The 16,555-nt window shown below is 70.5% G+C and carries 17 protein-coding genes; 8 read left to right on the top strand and 9 right to left on the bottom strand.

Annotated features, from left to right (window positions below):
* The first annotated feature begins 2 nt into the window (after positions 1 to 2).
* A complete protein-coding gene (locus tag CSW64_RS04680) occupies positions 3 to 686 on the top strand; it encodes a lysoplasmalogenase family protein (RefSeq protein WP_099621011.1) in 684 nt (227 codons plus the stop codon).
* A gap of 135 nt (positions 687 to 821) precedes the next feature.
* On the opposite strand, the gene CSW64_RS04675 is transcribed toward CSW64_RS04680, so the two are convergent.
* The gene (locus tag CSW64_RS04675; RefSeq protein WP_099621010.1) at positions 822 to 2,612 is read right to left on the bottom strand and encodes a feruloyl-CoA synthase; all 1,791 of its coding nucleotides are present in this window, start codon (positions 2,610 to 2,612) and stop codon (positions 822 to 824) included.
* Positions 2,613 to 2,712: 100 nt separating this feature from the next.
* Between CSW64_RS04675 and CSW64_RS04670 the strand changes: the two genes are divergently transcribed.
* The gene (locus tag CSW64_RS04670) at positions 2,713 to 3,567 is read left to right on the top strand and encodes an SPFH domain-containing protein (RefSeq protein ID WP_099621009.1); all 855 of its coding nucleotides are present in this window, start codon (positions 2,713 to 2,715) and stop codon (positions 3,565 to 3,567) included.
* Here the strand turns inward: CSW64_RS04670 and CSW64_RS04665 are convergent.
* Positions 3,548 to 4,774: an RNA polymerase sigma factor gene (locus CSW64_RS04665; protein WP_099621008.1), complete on the bottom strand. Its 1,227-nt coding sequence runs from the start codon at positions 4,772 to 4,774 to the stop codon at positions 3,548 to 3,550. The two genes, CSW64_RS04670 and CSW64_RS04665, sit on opposite strands and share 20 nt — an antisense overlap.
* Position 4,775: 1 nt before the next feature.
* Positions 4,776 to 5,120, bottom strand: a complete 345-nt coding sequence (locus CSW64_RS04660; RefSeq protein WP_245863889.1) for a YciI family protein — start codon at positions 5,118 to 5,120, stop codon at positions 4,776 to 4,778.
* Positions 5,121 to 5,286: 166 nt separating this feature from the next.
* On the opposite strand from CSW64_RS04660, the gene CSW64_RS04655 reads away from it, so the two are divergent.
* The gene (locus CSW64_RS04655; protein ID WP_099621006.1) at positions 5,287 to 5,544 is read left to right on the top strand and encodes a type II toxin-antitoxin system ParD family antitoxin; all 258 of its coding nucleotides are present in this window, start codon (positions 5,287 to 5,289) and stop codon (positions 5,542 to 5,544) included.
* A 195-nt stretch (positions 5,545 to 5,739) separates the two neighbouring features.
* On the opposite strand, the gene CSW64_RS04650 is transcribed toward CSW64_RS04655, so the two are convergent.
* The 3 genes from CSW64_RS04650 to CSW64_RS04640 form a co-directional block, all read right to left on the bottom strand.
* Positions 5,740 to 6,180, bottom strand: a complete 441-nt coding sequence (locus CSW64_RS04650; RefSeq protein WP_099621005.1) for a GNAT family N-acetyltransferase — start codon at positions 6,178 to 6,180, stop codon at positions 5,740 to 5,742.
* A gap of 1 nt (position 6,181) precedes the next feature.
* The gene (locus CSW64_RS04645; RefSeq protein WP_099621004.1) at positions 6,182 to 7,516 is read right to left on the bottom strand and encodes a dihydroorotase; all 1,335 of its coding nucleotides are present in this window, start codon (positions 7,514 to 7,516) and stop codon (positions 6,182 to 6,184) included.
* 189 nt (positions 7,517 to 7,705) lie between these two features.
* Positions 7,706 to 8,746, bottom strand: coding sequence for a glycosyltransferase family 9 protein (locus CSW64_RS04640; protein ID WP_099621003.1), 1,041 nt, complete (start codon positions 8,744 to 8,746; stop codon positions 7,706 to 7,708).
* A 61-nt stretch (positions 8,747 to 8,807) separates the two neighbouring features.
* On the opposite strand from CSW64_RS04640, the gene ygfZ reads away from it, so the two are divergent.
* On the top strand, positions 8,808 to 9,617 hold the full coding sequence (ygfZ, locus tag CSW64_RS04635) for a CAF17-like 4Fe-4S cluster assembly/insertion protein YgfZ (RefSeq protein ID WP_099621002.1): 810 nt from the start codon (positions 8,808 to 8,810) through the stop codon (positions 9,615 to 9,617).
* On the opposite strand, the gene CSW64_RS04630 is transcribed toward ygfZ, so the two are convergent.
* Positions 9,614 to 10,267, bottom strand: a complete 654-nt coding sequence (locus tag CSW64_RS04630) for a nucleotide-binding protein (protein WP_172448455.1) — start codon at positions 10,265 to 10,267, stop codon at positions 9,614 to 9,616. The genes ygfZ and CSW64_RS04630 overlap by 4 nt on opposite strands.
* 130 nt (positions 10,268 to 10,397) lie before the next feature.
* The gene (locus tag CSW64_RS04625; RefSeq protein ID WP_099621000.1) at positions 10,398 to 10,766 is read right to left on the bottom strand and encodes a hypothetical protein; all 369 of its coding nucleotides are present in this window, start codon (positions 10,764 to 10,766) and stop codon (positions 10,398 to 10,400) included.
* A gap of 109 nt (positions 10,767 to 10,875) precedes the next feature.
* On the opposite strand from CSW64_RS04625, the gene CSW64_RS04620 reads away from it, so the two are divergent.
* Genes CSW64_RS04620 through CSW64_RS04610 form a run of 3 tightly spaced genes read left to right on the top strand, consistent with a single transcriptional unit; the run spans position 10,876 to position 13,556 of the window.
* Complete coding sequence (locus CSW64_RS04620) at positions 10,876 to 11,466, top strand: DNA-3-methyladenine glycosylase I (RefSeq protein WP_099620999.1); 591 nt, start codon at positions 10,876 to 10,878, stop codon at positions 11,464 to 11,466.
* Entirely contained in the window at positions 11,466 to 12,080 is a 615-nt protein-coding gene (locus CSW64_RS04615; RefSeq protein ID WP_099620998.1) for a ribonuclease HII, read from the top strand. Before CSW64_RS04620 ends, CSW64_RS04615 begins: the two co-directional genes overlap by 1 nt.
* A gap of 6 nt (positions 12,081 to 12,086) precedes the next feature.
* Positions 12,087 to 13,556 carry a glucan biosynthesis protein G gene (locus tag CSW64_RS04610; protein WP_150131331.1) on the top strand — a complete coding sequence of 490 codons (1,470 nt, stop codon included), beginning with the start codon at positions 12,087 to 12,089 and terminating at the stop codon, positions 13,554 to 13,556.
* Between the two features lie 132 nt (positions 13,557 to 13,688).
* Here the strand turns inward: CSW64_RS04610 and CSW64_RS04605 are convergent, their stop codons facing one another.
* On the bottom strand, positions 13,689 to 14,858 hold the full coding sequence (locus tag CSW64_RS04605; protein ID WP_099620996.1) for an acyl-CoA dehydrogenase family protein: 1,170 nt from the start codon (positions 14,856 to 14,858) through the stop codon (positions 13,689 to 13,691).
* 151 nt (positions 14,859 to 15,009) lie between these two features.
* Here CSW64_RS04605 and CSW64_RS04600 point away from each other — a divergent pair, with 151 nt between their 5' ends.
* Positions 15,010 to 16,551: an acyl-CoA synthetase gene (locus CSW64_RS04600; RefSeq protein WP_099620995.1), complete on the top strand. Its 1,542-nt coding sequence runs from the start codon at positions 15,010 to 15,012 to the stop codon at positions 16,549 to 16,551.
* Positions 16,552 to 16,555 lie beyond the last annotated feature (4 nt).

The following is a 16,555-nucleotide window of genomic DNA, read 5'->3' as shown; positions in this document are numbered from 1 at the left end:
GAATGGAGCGGCGGATCACGCTGCCGAACCTGGTGCTGGCCGCGTCCGTCGCGGCGGGCGTCAGCTATGTGGCCAGCTGGGGCCTGGACCTGCCGCACGCGGCGAGCATCGTCTGGAAGGGCCTGGGCGTGGGGCTGCTGGCGGTCTACGCCGCGCTGCGGGCGCGAGGCCCGGACGGGTGGCTGCTGGCGGCGGTGATGGCGCTGGGCTGCGCCGGGGACGTGCTGCTGGAGATCAACTTCACGGTCGGAGCCCTGGCCTTCCTCGCCGGACACCTCACGGGGATCGTCCTGTACCTGCGCAACCGGCGGAAGGTCGTCCAGAAGAGCCAGCTGGCGCTCGCCCTCGTGATGATCCCGGCGACCGTGGCGATCAGCTTCATGCTGCCGGCCGACCGCGCCGCGGCGCCGGGCGTGGCCTTCTACAGCCTGGGCCTAGCGCTTATGGCGGCGGCGGCCTGGACCAGCCGCTTCCCGCGCTTCACGGTCGGGATCGGGGCGGTGATATTCCTGGTCAGCGACCTGCTGATCTTCGGCCGCATGGGGCCGCTGCCGGACGCGCTCTGGGTCGGGCTGGGGGTCTGGGGCCTGTACTACGGCGGCCAGCTGCTCATCTGCGTCGGCGCGGTCGGAGCGTTGGCGCATTGGCGGGAGAGTGAAGGCCGAGAGCGGGTGACGCCGGCCTGATCCTCCCCTCTTGGGGGAGGGGGACCACCCGGAGGGTGGTGGAGGGGGCCTAACGCGCCGGCCGCCATCCACCGCCTTGGACCCTCTCCACCATGCTTCGCATGGTCCCCCTCTCCCGATGGGAGAGGACCGGAGTCAGAACGTCATCACGCCGTCGTCCGGCGCATCCGCGAACAGACGCGCCAGCTCCGCCGGGCGGCGGTCCCGCGCCATGGCCTGGTTGATGTAGCCCTTGTCGGTCAGCTCGCCGCTGGCGGCGTCGGGGGCTCCGTCGAGGATCAGCGCCCGCCAGACCTTGCCGCCGCCGCCCTTGGCCGCGGTGTTCATCCGCTCCAGGCCCTCGCGGATCGCCGCGCGGACGGCGTCCTCGCCGCCCAGCCGGGCGCAGTTGGAGGGGTCGAGGAACAGCATCAGGCCGACGCCCTCCTGCCCCTCGCCGCAGACCACCGCGTCGCTGACCGCCCCGCCGACGGCCGAGACCGCCGCGACGCGCAGGGCTCCGGCCGCCACGAACGTCCCGGACGCCAGCTTGAAGTTCTCGACCAGCCGGCCGTCGAACATCAGACCCGCCTCCGGATCGGCCGGGTCGATCGCCCGGGCGGCGTCGCCGAGGCGGTAGAAGCCCTCCTCGTCGAAGGCCTGGGCCGACAGCTCCGGCTCGCCCAGGTAACCGGGGGAGACTTGCGGCCCCTTCACCCGGATCTCGAACTTCTCGCCGGCCGGGACCAGCTTCACCGCCGTGCCCGGCACCGGCAGGCCGATCATGCCCGAGCGGGCGTTCAGCCAGTGGATGTTGCAGGCCGTCGGCCCGGTCTCGGTCGAGCCGTAGCCGGTGGCGAAGGTGATCCGCTCGCCGACGGCGCGGACCGCCACCGCCTGCACCCGGTCGAGGATGCTCTGGGCCATCGAGGCGCCGCCGTACTGCAGCACTCGCACGCGCGAGAAGAAGGTCCGGGCCAGGGCCTCGTCCTTCTCCAGCTCGGTGACGAACAGCGCCCAGCCGGCCGGCACCATGTTGTGATAGGTCGGCGCGACCTCATGCAGGTTCCGCACCGTCTCGGCGAACCTGGCCGGGGTCGGCTGGCCGGCGTCGATGTAGAGCGTGCCGCCCCGGTGCAGCACCATGTGCAGGATGGCGTTGGCGCCCAGGCTGTGGCTCCAGGGCGCGGCGTTGACCACCACCGGCGGCTCCGGATCATCGAAGCAGGCGGCGATCTGGGCGGCGTTCAGCGAGATGTTGCGGTGCAGGCCGATGACCGCCTTGGGCCGCCCCGTCGACCCCGAGGTCAGCAGCAGCTTGGCCGTATCGTCGGGCTGGGCGACCGACGCGGCGGGCGGCGAGGCCAGCATGTCCTCGAAGCGGATATGCCCTTCCCCCGCGTTGGCGCTGGCGATGATCGGCAGGCCCTTCAGGAAGTCCGCCGCCAGGGCGCCGGAGAAGGCCGCAGCATCGTCGGCGTAGACCACGTCCGGCTTCAGCACGCCGCAGGCATAGGCCAGCCGCGACAGGTCCGCGCCGGCCAGGCCGTACTGGGGCGACACCGGCGAGACGGCGACGGCCTGGCTCATGGCGGCGTAGGCGATCAGGGCGTGGTCGACGCCGTTCCGGGCCAGGATCAGCAGGGTGTCGCCGCGCTTGAGGCCCAGACCCTTCAGCGCGCCGGCCAGGGCGGCGACCTGCTCTGCGGCCTGGGCGTAGGTGACCGTCCGCCAGCCTTCGCCGGCCCGCTCGGCCAGCCAGACGCGGTCCGGGGCCTCGACGCTCCAGCGCGCCAGGGCCTCGAGCGTCGTGAGGAACTGCTCGCCGTAGGGCGTCGGATTGGCCAGCACGAGCGCGCCGTCGTCGCGGCGGGTGACGTCCAGCCGGCGCGGCGCATAGCGGGCGTCGCGGAAGGGCGCGGTCGAGAGCGAGGTGTTTCCGTCCATGCCTGCTTATCGGGCGCCGTTCGCCGACGCGCCACCCCCTGCAAGCTGACGCGCGGCGCGAGTCAGGCCAGCCTACCCGCCATTCGTTGGGGGGCTTCGCATGTTCAACGCCAAATCCATCGGCCGCATCGTCGCCGGCGTCATCGTCGCCGGCCTGGTGCTGGTCGGCCTCATCAGCTGCGGCAAGACCGTGGAGCCCGGCAATGTCGGGGTGAAGATCCGTACGCTCGGCGGCAGCGCCGGCGTCGACAACCAGTCCCTGAACTCGGGCTGGCACTTCCGCGGCATCGGCGAGCGGATCGTCGAGTATCCGGTGATCCAGCGCACCTACAGCTACACCCGCGAAGCGGACGAGCGCGGGCCGGAGAACGAGGAGATCACCTTCGCCGACAACACCGGCCTGCCGATGACCGCGGACGTGGCCATCACCCTGCAGGTCAACCCGACCTCGGCGCCGAAGCTGTATGAGACCTATCGCCTGACCTTCGACCAGCTGCTCGACGGCCCGATCCGCAACGACGTCCGTTCGGCGATCGCCGCCGAGGCCGAGCGGGTGAACGTCGACCAGCTGTATTCCGGCGGCCGCCAGCAGGTGATCCAGCGCGCCCTGGCGCGGGTGTCGAACAAATGGGCCCGCCACGGCGTGCAGGTGACCCAGCTCGACTGGATCGGCACCATCCGCTACCCGGACATCATCCTCCAGGCGATCCAGGCCAAGACCAAGACCGACCAGGAGACCCTGACCGCCCGGGCCCAGGTGGCCAAGGCCCAGGCCCAGGCCGAGGCCCAGATCGCCGCCGCCCGCGGTCAGGCCGAGTCGATCCGGATCATCAACGAGGCGCTGGCCGCCAACCCCCGCTACGTCGAGCTGAAGGCCGTCGAAAAGTGGGACGGCAAACTGCCCCAGGTCACCGGCTCGGGCGGGACGCCGTTCATCAACCTTCAGGAGCGCTGATCGCCTCGCGACGACGCAGAAAGTAGAGCCGCTCCGCCGGGGCGGGATCGAGGGCCAGGGCCGCGTCGTACGCCGCCCTGGCCTCTTCGTTTCGACCGGCTTCCTCGAGCAGCCACGCGCGCGCCGCCTGCCAGGGCAGCCATCGGTCCAGGCGGCCGTCGGCGGGCGCGGCCGCCAGGGCGTCGAGCCCCGCCTCGACCCCCTGCGCCATCCCGAGCGCGACCGCGCGGTTCACCGCCGTCACCGGGCCCGGCCGCAGGACGCGCAGCGCCTCGTAGAGCCTGACGATCGTGGGCCAGGGCGTGACGCCGCTGTCGCGCCGCGACAGATGCGCGCCGTGGATCGCCGCCAGGATCTGGCAGGCGCCGGTCCGCCGATACGCCGCGGCGCGGTCGAGCAGCCGCGCGCCCTGGGCGATCAGGCCGCTGTCCCACGCGCGGACATCCTGTTCCGACAGCGGGATCATGCCGCCGTCGCGGTCCAGCCGCGCGGCGCGGCGCGCCTCGGCGAAACGCACCAGGGCGGCCAACCCCAGCACCTCCGGATCGTCTGGAACGAGCTCGACGAGCAGGCCCGAGAGGCGCAGCACCTCCGCCGCGAAATCGGCCCCGTCGCCGGCCAGGGCCGCGTCTTCGTAAGCCTGGGCGTAGGCGATCTCGAGCGTGGCCAGCACCGCCCCCAGCCGCTCCGGCCAGGCGGCGCGCGCCGGGACCTCGAACGACACGCCCGCGCCGGCGATCTTGCGCTTGGCCCGCGTGATCCGCTGGAGCATGGCCGGCTCGGCGACCAGGAAGGCCCGGGCCAGCCGCTCGGTCGACAGGCCGCAGACGACCTTCAACGTCAGCGCCGCCCGCGCCTCCGGCGCCAGGGCGGGGTGGCAGCAGACGAAGATCAGCCGCAGCCGTTCATCCGGGATGGGCGTGTCGGACTGCATGACGATGTCCTCCGGCGTGGGCTCCGGCGCGGGGTCGTCGAACACCGCCCTTGTCCGGGTCGCCATCCGCCGTGTCGCGTCCAGCGCCTTCCGCAGGCTCGCCCGCCACAACCATGCGGCCGGATCACGCGGCGGATCGGCCGGCCAGACGGCCAGCGCCGTCAGCGCGGCGTCGGAGAAGGCGTCCTCGGCCAGGTCGAGGTCGCGGAACCGGGCGGCCAGGGCGGAGACCACGCGAGCGCGTGCGCCGATGATCGCCGCCCCGACGTCCACGTCAGTAGATCATCACCGGCCGGACCTCGACCTTGCCGCCGACGGCCACCGGCACCTTGCGCGCCCAGGCCAGCGCCTGGTCCAGGTCAGCCACCTCGACGACATAGTAGCCGCCCAGCTGCTCGCGGGTCTCGGCGAAGGGGCCGTCGTGCAGGGTCTGAACCCCGCCCTCGCCGGTCGCGACCGTGGTGGCGGTCTCCACGCCCTGCAGGCCGTCGCCGCCCAGCAACACGCCGTTCTGCTCCAGGTCCTGCGACAGGGCCATGTGCTTGCCGACGATCTCCATCAGCAACGCCTCGCCGTTGTCGCCCGTGTAGGCGTCGTGCGGTTCGTAGATCAGCAGCATGTACTTCACGGTCGGTCTCCCATCACGACGGCGCCCGCTGCGCCGTCTTGGCGGAGAGACGCGCGAGGATCGCCGCATTCGACAGGGTCCGCGAAAAATGTCGAGAGGGCGCGCAATGTCAAAAATTGCACGTTTTGTGTTATTCTCACGTCGAAGGAGTTTCCCAATGAACGTGTCCCTGACCCCGGAACTGGAAGCCTTCGTCGAGCAGGCGGTGAAGTCCGGCCGGTACGGCTCGGCCTCGGAGGCTGTCCGCGAAGGCCTGCGTCTGCTGCAGGAGCGCGAGGCCAAGTTCCTGCGTCTGAAGAAGGACATCGAGGACGGGCTGGCGAGCGGGGACGCGGGCGAGTTCGACGATAAGGTTCTCGAACGCATCAAGACCGAGGGACGGAAGCGCCTTCTCGCCCGCCAGGCCGCCGAGTGAGCAAACTCCACATCTCGCGCCAGGCTGAAACCGACCTGGTCGATATCTGGGAGTATGTGGCCGACGACAACCTCGATGCGGGCGGACGATCTCGTTTTCCAGATTCGCCAACAGGCCGATGGATCGCGGCGGCATAGCCCTCGTCCGCGTCCTTCATTCGCGGCGCGACATCACGCCCGGGATGTTCTGAACCGCCTAACCCCGCGGCTTGCGCATCCGCCACAGTTCGTGGCGGCCGCCGGCGAAGTCGGTGAAACCCATGCCCTCCAGCACGAAGCCAAGCCGCTCGTAGAGCCGCCGCGCGTCCGGATTCACGGTGAAGACCGACAGCGTCAGGTCGCCCTCGACCCGTTCCTCCGCCGCCGCCATCAGGCGCGAGCCGACCCCTTGGCCCTGGCGCGCGGGATCGACGAACAGGTTCGAGACATGGCCGCCGATCATGTCGATCAAGCCGGCGACCTCTCCGTCGACGACCGCCACCATCCGCCAATCGCAGTCTTCCAGCGGCTGGTCGTCGTGGAAGACCTCGACCGTCGCCTCCAGGCGCGGCCCATAGGACGACATCGCGGCGACGGCCGCGATCCGCTGGCAGCGGGCGCGGTCCTTCTCGGCGAACGGCCGGATCTCGACGCTCACCTCAGTGGGCCAGGGTCTCGGCGAAACGCACCGGCTCGCCGGCGCCGTGCAGCACGATCTCGTCGTCGCGCATGACCACCTTGCCGCGCACGATGGTCGCCACCGGCCAGCCCTTGGCCTCGAAGCCGTCGAACGGCGTCCAGCCGACGCGGGTGGCCATGTCCTCGTGCTTGATGGTGCGGCGCGCCTTCAGGTCGACGATGGTGAAGTCGGCGTCGTAGCCGACCGCCAGGCGGCCCTTGTCGGCCAGGCCGAAGACGCGGTTCACGCCGTGGCTGGTCAGGTCGACGAAGCGTTCCAGCGTCAGCCGTCCCTCGGCGACATGGGTCAGCATCACCGGCACCAGGGTCTGCACGCCCGGCATGCCCGACGGCGAGGCCGGATAGGGCCGCGCCTTCTCGTCCTTGGTGTGCGGCGCGTGGTCGGAGCCCAGCACGTCGGCGACGCCCAGGTCGATCCCGCGCCACAGGCCGGCGACATGATAGGCGTCGCGGATCGGCGGGTTCATCTGGGCGTAGCCCCTCAGCCGCTCATAGGCTTCCGGACCCTCCAGCGTCAGATGCTGAGGCGTGACCTCGACGCTGGCGACGTCCTTGTGCCGGCTCAGGAACTCGATCTCCTCGGCCGTGGTCACGTGCAGCACGTGGATGCGCTTGCCGACCTTCTGGGCCAGGCCGACCAGGCGGCAGGTCGACATGATGGCGCTCTCGGCGTCGCGGACCTCGGGGTGGCTGGTCCAGTCGCCGGTGCGGGCCAGCGGGCGACGATCCTCCAGGCGGTACTCGTCCTCGGAATGGAAGGCGGCCCGGCGCTGGATGTTGCGCAGCACGGCCTCGACGCCCTCGTCGTCCTTGATCAGCAGGGTGCCCGTCGAGGCGCCCATGAACACCTTGACGCCGCAGCAGCCGGGCAGACGCTCCAGCTCGCCGAGGAACTGGGCGTTCTCGTGCGTGCCGCCGACGTAGAAGGCGTGATCGCAGCTCATCCGGCCCTTGGCGCGGCGCAGCTTGTCGGCCAGCGCGTCCGGATCGGTGGTGGTCGGCTCGGTGTTCGGCATCTCGAACACGGCGACCACGCCGCCGCGCACCGCCGCATCGGCGCCGGTCTGCAGATCTTCCTTCCACTCGAGACCCGGCTCGCGGAAGTGCACCTGGCTGTCGATCACGCCCGGAAGCACGGTCAGGCCGGCGGCGTCGAACACCTCCGCCGCGGAGGCCTGCGACAGGTCGCCGATGGCGACGATCTTGCCGTCCTTGACCCCGACATCGGTCAGACCGCGCCCCGCATGGTTCACCACCTCGCCGCCGCGGAGGATCAGGTCGTAGGTCTGGGTCATGGGGGAGCCTCGGGACTATGGGTTCGTCGGCTTGTAGACCCGCACGCTTCAGCCTGCACCCCCATAGTCGCGGAGTCGCGTTGCGTGGTTCGAGACGCTCGCTTCACGCTCGCTCCTCGCCACGACGAACTCAGAATGCGTCATGGTGAGGAGCGGACCTGCAGGTCCGCGTCTCGAACCACGCAAGGCCTAGTCTTCCGCGTCGGCCTCCGGCTCGTCCGCCGGCGGCGCTTCCTCGATCTCCGCCTCGACGCCTTCGTCGTCCTCCTCCGTCTCCGCCAGCAGCTCGCGGGCGGCGCGGACGACGGCGTCCACGGGGAGGTCCATCATGTGGTTGATGGCCTGGGTGAAGTCCGGGTCGACCTGCTTGAACTGCTCGAATTCGCGCGGTCCGCGGACCACCCGGGTATGCGGCCCCCAAGGCGCGTAGAGACGATCGTCCGAGGGACCGAACAGACCCACCGTCGGCGCCCCGGCCGCGGCGGCCAGGTGCATCAGGCCCGAATCGTTGCCGACGAACAGCCGCGCCCGCTTGAGGCAGGCGTAGGCGGTCAGCAGGTCGATCTGGCCGGTCAGGTCGATCAGCCGGTCCTTGGGCATGGTCCGGGCCAGCGGCTCGACATGGCGGACGTCCTCGGGCCCGCCCAGGATCATCAGGCGGCCGCCGGCCATCGGACCTTCGTCGTCCAGCAGTTCGATCGCCAGCCGGCCGAAGCGCTCGATCGGCCAGGTCTTTCCCATCCAGTTGGCCGCCGGACCGATGGCCAGGATCGGACCGCCCTCGCCGACCAGTTCGTCGGCGTGAGCCTCGATCTCGGGACTGGTGAACAGGTAGGGCGGCGGCGGATCATCCTCGAGGGTGAGCAGGCGCGCGGCCTCGATCACCTTGTGGGTCGGCTCGCTCGGGCGCTTGTAGACGGCCCGTCGGTCGCGCTTGAGGAAACTGCTCAGGGCCGAGCCGCGCATGTCGATCACCAGCCCCCAGCGGGTATGGCGGACCTTGTTCCAGAGCGCGAACCAATGGCCCGAACCCTTGAGTTTCTCCATGACGATCAGTTCGTCGAGACCCGGAACCTCGCGGAACAGGGACGCAGCGGCGGGGCCGACGGCGATGGTGAACCGGGCGCCGGGCGCCTCGTCGGCGAGCTTCTTGACGAGCCCCGACGCGAGCACGGCGTCGCCGATGCGCGTGGGGCCGACGATCAGAATCGGGAAGGACCGGGCGATCATCCGCCTAGGTATAGGGCTCTATGGGCTGGCGCTCCACCGCCGGAAGCGCCACCTAGGGTCCATGACCGCTTCACCTGCATACGCCCTCCTCGAAAGTCGCGCCCTGATCTCGGTAACGGGTCCCGACTGGCGATCGTTCCTGCAAGGTCTGCTGACCCAGGATGTCGATACGATGACCGTCGGAGACCTTCGGTTCGGCGCGCTCCTGAACGCCCAGGGTCGACTGCTCTACGACCTGTTCGTGCTGGAGGAGCAGAACGGAGCCTTGCTGGACGTCGCGGCGGAGAAACGCGAAGCGCTGATTGTGCGGCTGTCGATGTACCGCCTGCGGGCCAAGGTCGAGATCGCGGCGGACGAGCGGACGGTCTCGGCGCTCTGGAACACGGACGCGGCTGACGGCTTCATCGCTGACCCCCGGCTGTCCGCGCTCGGCTTGCGCGGCTATGGCGCGGCGGCGCCAGCCGGCGCGACCGTCCTGGATGAGGCCGCCTACGACGCCCATCGCCTGTCGCTCGGCGTCCCCGGGCCGGCCGACTGGGGCGAGGAGAAGACCTATCCGATCGAGGCCAACTTCGACCTGCTGCACGGCATCGACTTCCAGAAGGGCTGCTTCATCGGCCAGGAGACGACCAGCCGGATGAAGCGCCGCGGTCAGATCCGCAACCGCATGCTGCCGTTGGCCTTCGACGGCCCGGCCCCGGCCCAGGGCGCGGAAGTCCTGACCGCCGACGACCTGCGGGGCGGCGAGGTGCTGTCGGGCCATGACGGCCGGGCGATGGCGACGGTGCGGCTGGACCGCATCGAAGGCGCGGACCTGACCGTGGACGGCCGCCCGGTGCGGATCGAGCGGCCGGCGTGGTTCGAAGGCTAGGCCTCCGCGTCGCCAGCCTTCAAGCCGATCCGCTCGGCGACATAGTCCCACAGCCCGGCGATCTCGCGGGCGGCGTGGCGGTCGGAGCTCTCTTCGACCGAGCGGCCACGCTCCAGCGCGACCTGGTAGATGGCCCGCGAGCGCAGGATGGCCGGGGCGACCTCGACCTTCATGTAGTCGAGACCCTTCATCGCCCGCTTCACCAGCGGCGCCTCGACGTTCTCGCGGGCGACCGGAGCCTGGTTCACCACGACGGCGCAGGGCTTGCCCAGCCGGCGGACCAACATCAGCGATCGGGCCAGGCCCGACAGGTCGATGAGGGTCGGCCGGGCGACCATCAGCACGAAGTCGGCGATCACCACCGCCTCGCTGACGGCCTCGACGGCGCCGGCGGCGGTGTCGACGATCAGCAGATCCTTGCGCTCCGCCAGGGCGGCGAACTGCGCGGTCAGGACGTTGCGGCCCGAGGACTCGACATAGGCCGGCCCCGGCGCTTCGCGAGCGCCGAGGATGTCGCGGGCCGAGAACTGGGGATCGGTGTCGACCAGCAGCGTATCGACGCCGCGGCGATGGGCGGCCAGCGCCAGGTGGGTCGCCACCGTGGTCTTACCCGAGCCCCCCTTGAGGGCGATCACCGCCAACGTCTTCAAGCTCGCCTCACGCCTTTCCGGACCCGGACGGTTCTCGTCCGCAATCGTGACGCGTTCGGGGCGCCGCGTCATTTCAGCGTCTTAGGCGAGACGACAGGAAATCGGAAATGCGACCGACGTTCGCAGAGGATCAGGCCTGCCCCCGCCGCTTCTCGCCCCGGCGGCGGCTTCCGGCGCGGGCGGCGCTTTCGCTGCCCCAGTAGACGGGCGCCAGGCCGAACTTGCCGCGCCGGTCGAAGTCGCGATCCCGTTTGAGCGCATGCGCCTTGGCCAGGCGTAGTCCGCGCCAGGCGATGAAGCCGGCCCAGGCCACGGCGACGGCGCCGGCCAGGCACCAGGCCGGGATCTCCATCGCGCCGAGAAAGGGATGTCCGAAAGCCAGGAGGCCCAACGGCGCAAGGCCCCAGTAGGGCGACATCGGCCGCCCCTGACGGGACAGGTCGCGGTCAACGCTGCGGCGGAGCTTCAGATAGAGGCTGGGCGACTGATTCCCGGACATGGCGGCATTAGCTCCCATCGATCGGCGATCACAAACGCCGTCCGCCGCACGCCCTGAAGTTCACGAAAAGTTCTGGCCGCCTTGCGCGGCCGCCGCTAACGTCCGGCGCATGACCGACACCTCCCTGCTCCGCTGCACCTGGCCCGGCGCGACCGACGCGCAGTACATCGCCTACCACGACGACGAGTGGGGCGTGCCCGAGTACGACAGCCGCGCCCTCTGGGAGAAGCTGGTGCTGGACGGTTTCCAGGCCGGGCTGGCCTGGATCACCATCCTGCGCAAGCGCGACGCCTTCCGCGCGGCCTTCGACGGCTTCGATCCCGAGAAGGTGGCGCTCTATGGGCCCGAAGACCGCGCCCGGCTGATGGCCGACGCCGGCATCGTGCGCTCCAACGCCAAGATCGACGCCGCCATCTCCGGCGCGAAGATCTTTCTGGAGATGCGCGACCGGGGCGAGGACTTCAGCGAGTTCCTGTGGGCCTTCGTCGGCGACAAGCCGATCGTGAACCACTGGGACGCGACCTCGCAGGTGCCGGTGAAGAGCCCCGAGGCGGAGGCCATGTCCAAGGCGCTCAAGAAGAAGGGCTTCAAGTTCGTCGGCCCGGTGATCGTCTACGCCTTCATGCAGGCCACCGGGATGGTGAACGACCATCTGGCCGGCTGCTTCCGACACGGACCGGTCCAGCGTATAGGGCGGTGATGCCCCCCGCCGCCGGTCCCGATTTCCTGCTCGAAGCCGCCTGTCCCGGCCCTGTCTGCGGGGTCGACGAGGCCGGCCGCGGCCCCTGGGCGGGGCCGGTCTGCGCCGCGGCGGTGATCCTCGATCCGGACACGGCGCCCGCGGGCCTGAACGACTCCAAGAAGCTGACCGCCTTGAAGCGCGAGGCGCTGGAGGGCGAGATCAAGCTCAGGGCGACCGCCTGGTGCGTGGCCTTCGCCAGCGTCGACGAGATCGCCGAACTGAACATCCTGCAGGCCACCGGCCTGGCCATGCGCCGCGCGGTCGAGGGCCTGGCGACGCCGGCCGCCTTCGCCCTGGTCGACGGCAACTACAGGTTCCGCCTCCCCTGCGAGATCAAGACGGTGGTCAAGGGCGACTCGATCAGCGCCTCGATCGCCGCCGCCTCGATCCTTGCCAAGACCGCCCGCGACCGGCTGATGGTCGAGATGGACGCCCTCTACCCCGGCTATGGCTTCGCGGCCCACAAGGGCTATCACGCCCCGATCCATGTCGAGGCGTTGCAACGACTGGGCCCCTCGCCCATTCACCGCAGAGGGTGGAGCCCGATCCGGGACCTGTTTGACGAGGCTTGAGTGCAGATGACCCGGCGTGAACTCCTGGGCGCGGGCGTCGTGGCGGCCATGATGGCCGGCGGCGCCGCGCCCGGCCCGGCCCGTTTCAACGGCGACACCGTGCCGAAGTTGGCGCGCGAGCTGGCGCGCAAGCCCTATGTCGGGCCGGACAAGACCCTGCCGCCGTCGCTGGCGGCGCTGGACTACGACGGCTATCGCCAGATCCGCTTCGTCGAGAGCCGGGCCCTCTGGCGTGACCTGGGCCTGCCGTTCCAGGCGCATTTCTTCCATCGGGGCGGCCTGGCCAAGACCCGGGTCGAGATCTTCGAGGTCGCCGGCGGCCGCGCGACGCCGATCGGCTACACGCCCGAGATGTTCGCCTTCGGCCAGGGGACGCCCGCGGGCCTGGAGGGCCATCCGGAGCTGGGCTTCGCCGGCTTCCGCCTGCTGAACCCGATCAACCAGCCCGACAAGCTGGACGAGGTCGCCGCCTTCATCGGGGCCAGCTACTTCCGCGGCGTGGCGCGCGGCGGGGTCTACGGCCTGTCGGCCCGAGGTCTGGCGATCGGGGCCGGCGACTGGCCCGAGGAGTTCCCCGACTTCCGCGCCTGGTGGCTGGAGCGGCCCGAACCGGGCGCGGCCAGCGTCATCCTGCACGGCCTGCTCGACAGCCCGAGCCTCACCGGCGCCTATCGCTTCGTGGTCACCCCGGGCGATGTCACCACCATGGACGTCTGGGCGGTGCTGTTCCCGCGCCACGACACGCCGCGCGTGGGCTTCGCCCCGTTGACCAGCATGTTCCTGTTCGACCAGGAGACCGGCGCCAAGTACGACGACTTCCGCCCGGCGGTGCACGATTCCGACGGCATCGCCGTGACCCAGGCGGACGGGACCCGCACCTGGCGGCCGCTGGCCAATCCGCCGGCGACGCGGCCGACGCTGCTGGGCGGCTCCGGGTCGTTCGGCCTGATCCAGCGCAAGACCGCCTTCCGCGACTACGAGGACCTCGAGGCCCGCTACGACCTGCGGCCCAGCCTCTGGGTCGAGCCGATGGTCGCCTGGCCCGCCGGGCAGGCGCGGTTGGTCGAGCTCCACGCCAAGAGCGAAGCCGACGACAACACCGTCGCCGAATGGCGCGCCGCCGCGCCGCTGAAGGCGCAGCAGCCGGTGACGGTCGCCTACCGCCTGAACTGGGGTCGCGACGTCACCGACCCCGCCGTCGCCCGGGTGATGGCCTGGCGCTCGGGCGCGGGCGACTCGGCGGAGTGGAAGCGGCTGGTCATCGACTACGGCCCCGTCGTCGGCGATCCGGAGGGGCTCATCGGGGCGATCGACATTCCCGGCGGCGAGGTCCGCCATGTCGTGGTCCAGCCCAACGCGGTGACCGGCGGCGTCCGCCTGGCCTTCAACTTCAAGCCCGGCCAGGGCGACATCCGCTGCGCCCTGATGCGCGACGGCCGACCGGTGTCGGAGACGTGGGTTTATCCGTGGTCCTGATCCTCCCCCACCGGGGGAGGGGGACCATGCGCAGCATGGTGGAGGGGGCCAAAGGCGCCGGCTGCTGTCCACCACATTAGGCCCGCTCCACCGACCTGTCGGACGGTCCCCCTCTCCCAAAGGGGGAGGAAATCAGATCCCCATCTGCCGCGCCGCCAGATCGCGCATGATCTCCTCGGACCCGCCGCCGATCGCGTTGACGCGGACCTCGCGATAGATCCGCTCCACGCGGCTGCCGCGCATGTAGCCATTGCCGCCCATCACCTGCATCGCCTCGCGGGCGCAGTACTCCATGGTCTCGGTGGCCTGGACCTTGAGCAGGGCGATCTCGGCGATCGGGCTCTCGCCCTGCTGGATGCGCCAGGCCAGCAGCTCCAGCCAGGACTGGGTCGCGTTGATGCGCTTGTACATGTCGGCCAGCTTGTGGCGGATCACCTGGTGGTCGGCGAGCCGCTTGCCGAAGGTCACCCGCTCCTGCGCCCAGCTGATGGCGTCTTCCAGACAGACCTTCGAAAACCCGATCGCCCCGGCGCTCATCCCGATCCGCTCGCCGTTGAAGTTCTCCATGATCCCGGCGAAGCCCCGGTTCTCCTGGCCGATCAGGTTCTCGACCGGCACCCGGACGTCGTCGAAATAGAGCGCCGCCGTGTCCGACGCCCACCAGCCCTGCTTCTTCAGCGGCGTGCGGGAAAAGCCTTCCCGGTCACGCTCGATCAGCAGCAGGGAGACGCCGCCCGCGCCCTCCCCGCCCGTGCGGACGGCGACGGTGTAGTAGTCGGCCCGCATGCCGCCGGTGATGAACATCTTGGAGCCGTTGACGACATAGTGGTCGCCGTCGCGGCGGGCGGTGGTCTTCAGGTTGGCCACGTCGGACCCGCCCGAAGGTTCGGTGATGCCCAGGGCGATGATCTTCTCGCCGGACAGCACCTCCGGGATGATCCGATCCTTCATCGCCTGGCTCCCCAGCCGGCGGATCGGCGGCAGGCCGATGCCGTGGACCATCAGGCTGGCGTTGACCCCGCCGGCGCCGTGGCGCGCCATCTCCTGGCTGGTGACGATCGACATGAAGGGGTCCGACGGCACGCCGCCGTATTCCTCCGGCCAGCCCAGCCGCAGCAGCCCGACGTCCGAGGCCTTCCTGTAGAGCTCGCGCGGGAACTCGCCGGCTTCGTCCCAGTCGTTCACATGGGGCATGATCTCCGCCTCCACGAACCGGCGCAGCGTGTCGCGCCAGGCGTGGTGATGCTCCTCGTAGAACGGGCTCTTGCGGCTCTCGTTCAAGGCGGCGAGCGGGCTGGTCATGCGGGTCCTCCCGGCGCCTCTGAACGCGGGCGCCTTTTCCGGATCGGATGTTCTCAGGCGTTCCGCAGGGGCAGTCGAGCGGCCGATACCGGTTTACATCGTAGATTTACGTCGTACATTTTTCGCCGACGAGACCACAGGGAAGAGCGCCATGTCCGCCATCGAGTCCACGCCCGCCGTTCATGCCGGCGACCGCCGGGTCGGCCACGCCGAGATCCGCGAACGGGCGCTCAAGGCGGCGGCAGGCCTGCGGGCCCTGGGCGTGCGCGAGGGCGATACGGTGGCCCTGGTCCTGCGCAACGACGTCGCCTTCTTCGAGGCCGCGCTGGGCGCCAGCCTGGCCGGCGCCTATCCGGTGCCGCTGAACTGGCATTCGACCGCCGAAGAGGCCGGCTACATCCTGCGCGACAGCGGCGCCCGGGCGGTGATCGCCCACGCCGACCTGCTGCCGGGGATGGAAGCCGGAATCCCCGCGGGCGTTCCGGTGCTGGTCGTCGACACGCCGGACGAGATCGCCGCCGCCTACGCCGCCGCCGTCGCGCCCCACGCTGTCCCGGCCCGCGCCTGGGACGGCTTCGTCGATGAGCATGGCCCGCTCGCCGATCCGTCGCCGGTGAACCGTTCGGCGGTGATCTACACCTCCGGCACCACCGGCAAGCCGAAGGGCGTTCGCCGCCAACCGCCGGCGCCGGGCGCGACGCCGCCGACGCTCAGCGGCCTGACGCCGTTCGGGCTGGACCGGCCCGGTCCGATCATCGTGCTGATGAACGGCCCGATGTACCACGCCGCGCCCAACATCTACGGCCTGAGCGCCCTGCACGTCGGGGCTGACATCGTGCTGCAGCCGCGCTTCGACGCCGAGGAGATGCTGCAGCTGATCGAGCGCCACGGCATCACCCACATGCACATCGTGCCGACCATGTTCGTGCGGCTGCTCAAGCTGCCGGAGGCCGTGAAGGCGAAGTACGACCTCTCCTCCCTCCAGTTCGTCGTCCATGGCGCTGCGCCCTGCCCGCCGGCCGTGAAGCGGGCGATGATCGACTGGTGGGGCCCGGTGATCTTCGAATACTACGGCTCGTCGGAGACCGGCCTGGCTGCTTTCCACGGCGCGGAAGAAGCTGTGGCGAAGCCCGGCACGGTCGGCCGCCCCCTGCCCGGCGTCGACATCGTCATCGTCGGCGACGACGGCGCGGAGCTGCCTGCGGGCGAGGTCGGCGAGGTCTATATCCGCCCGGCCAACCTGCCCGACTTCACCTACATCGGGGCCGACGAGAAGCGTCGCGAAGTCGGGCGCGGCGCCCATGTCACCGTCGGCGACGTCGGCTACCTGGACGCGGACGGCTATCTGTTCCTGTGCGACCGTAAGCGCGACATGGTCATCTCCGGCGGGGTGAACATCTATCCGGCCGAGATCGAGGCCGTGCTGCTGGACGTGTCCGGCGTGAAGGACTGCGCCGTGTTCGGCATCCCGGACGAGGAGTTCGGCGAAGCCCTGTGCGCCTATGTCGAGCCGGTCGACGGCGCGACTCTGGACCCGGTCGACATCCGCGCCGCCCTGGCCGGGCGGCTGAGCCGCTACAAGGTCCCCCGGCTGGTCGAGATCGTCCCGGCCCTGCCCCGCGAGGACTCCGGCAAGATCTTCAAGCGCCGCCTGCGCGAGCCCTATTGGGAAGGCCGCGGCCGGGCGATCTAGAAGG

Source organism: Caulobacter mirabilis, assembly GCF_002749615.1.
Lineage (GTDB): Bacteria > Pseudomonadota > Alphaproteobacteria > Caulobacterales > Caulobacteraceae > Caulobacter > Caulobacter mirabilis.
Note: the sequence above shows the minus strand (reverse complement) of the source record. Positions and strands in the feature narration are given on the sequence as shown.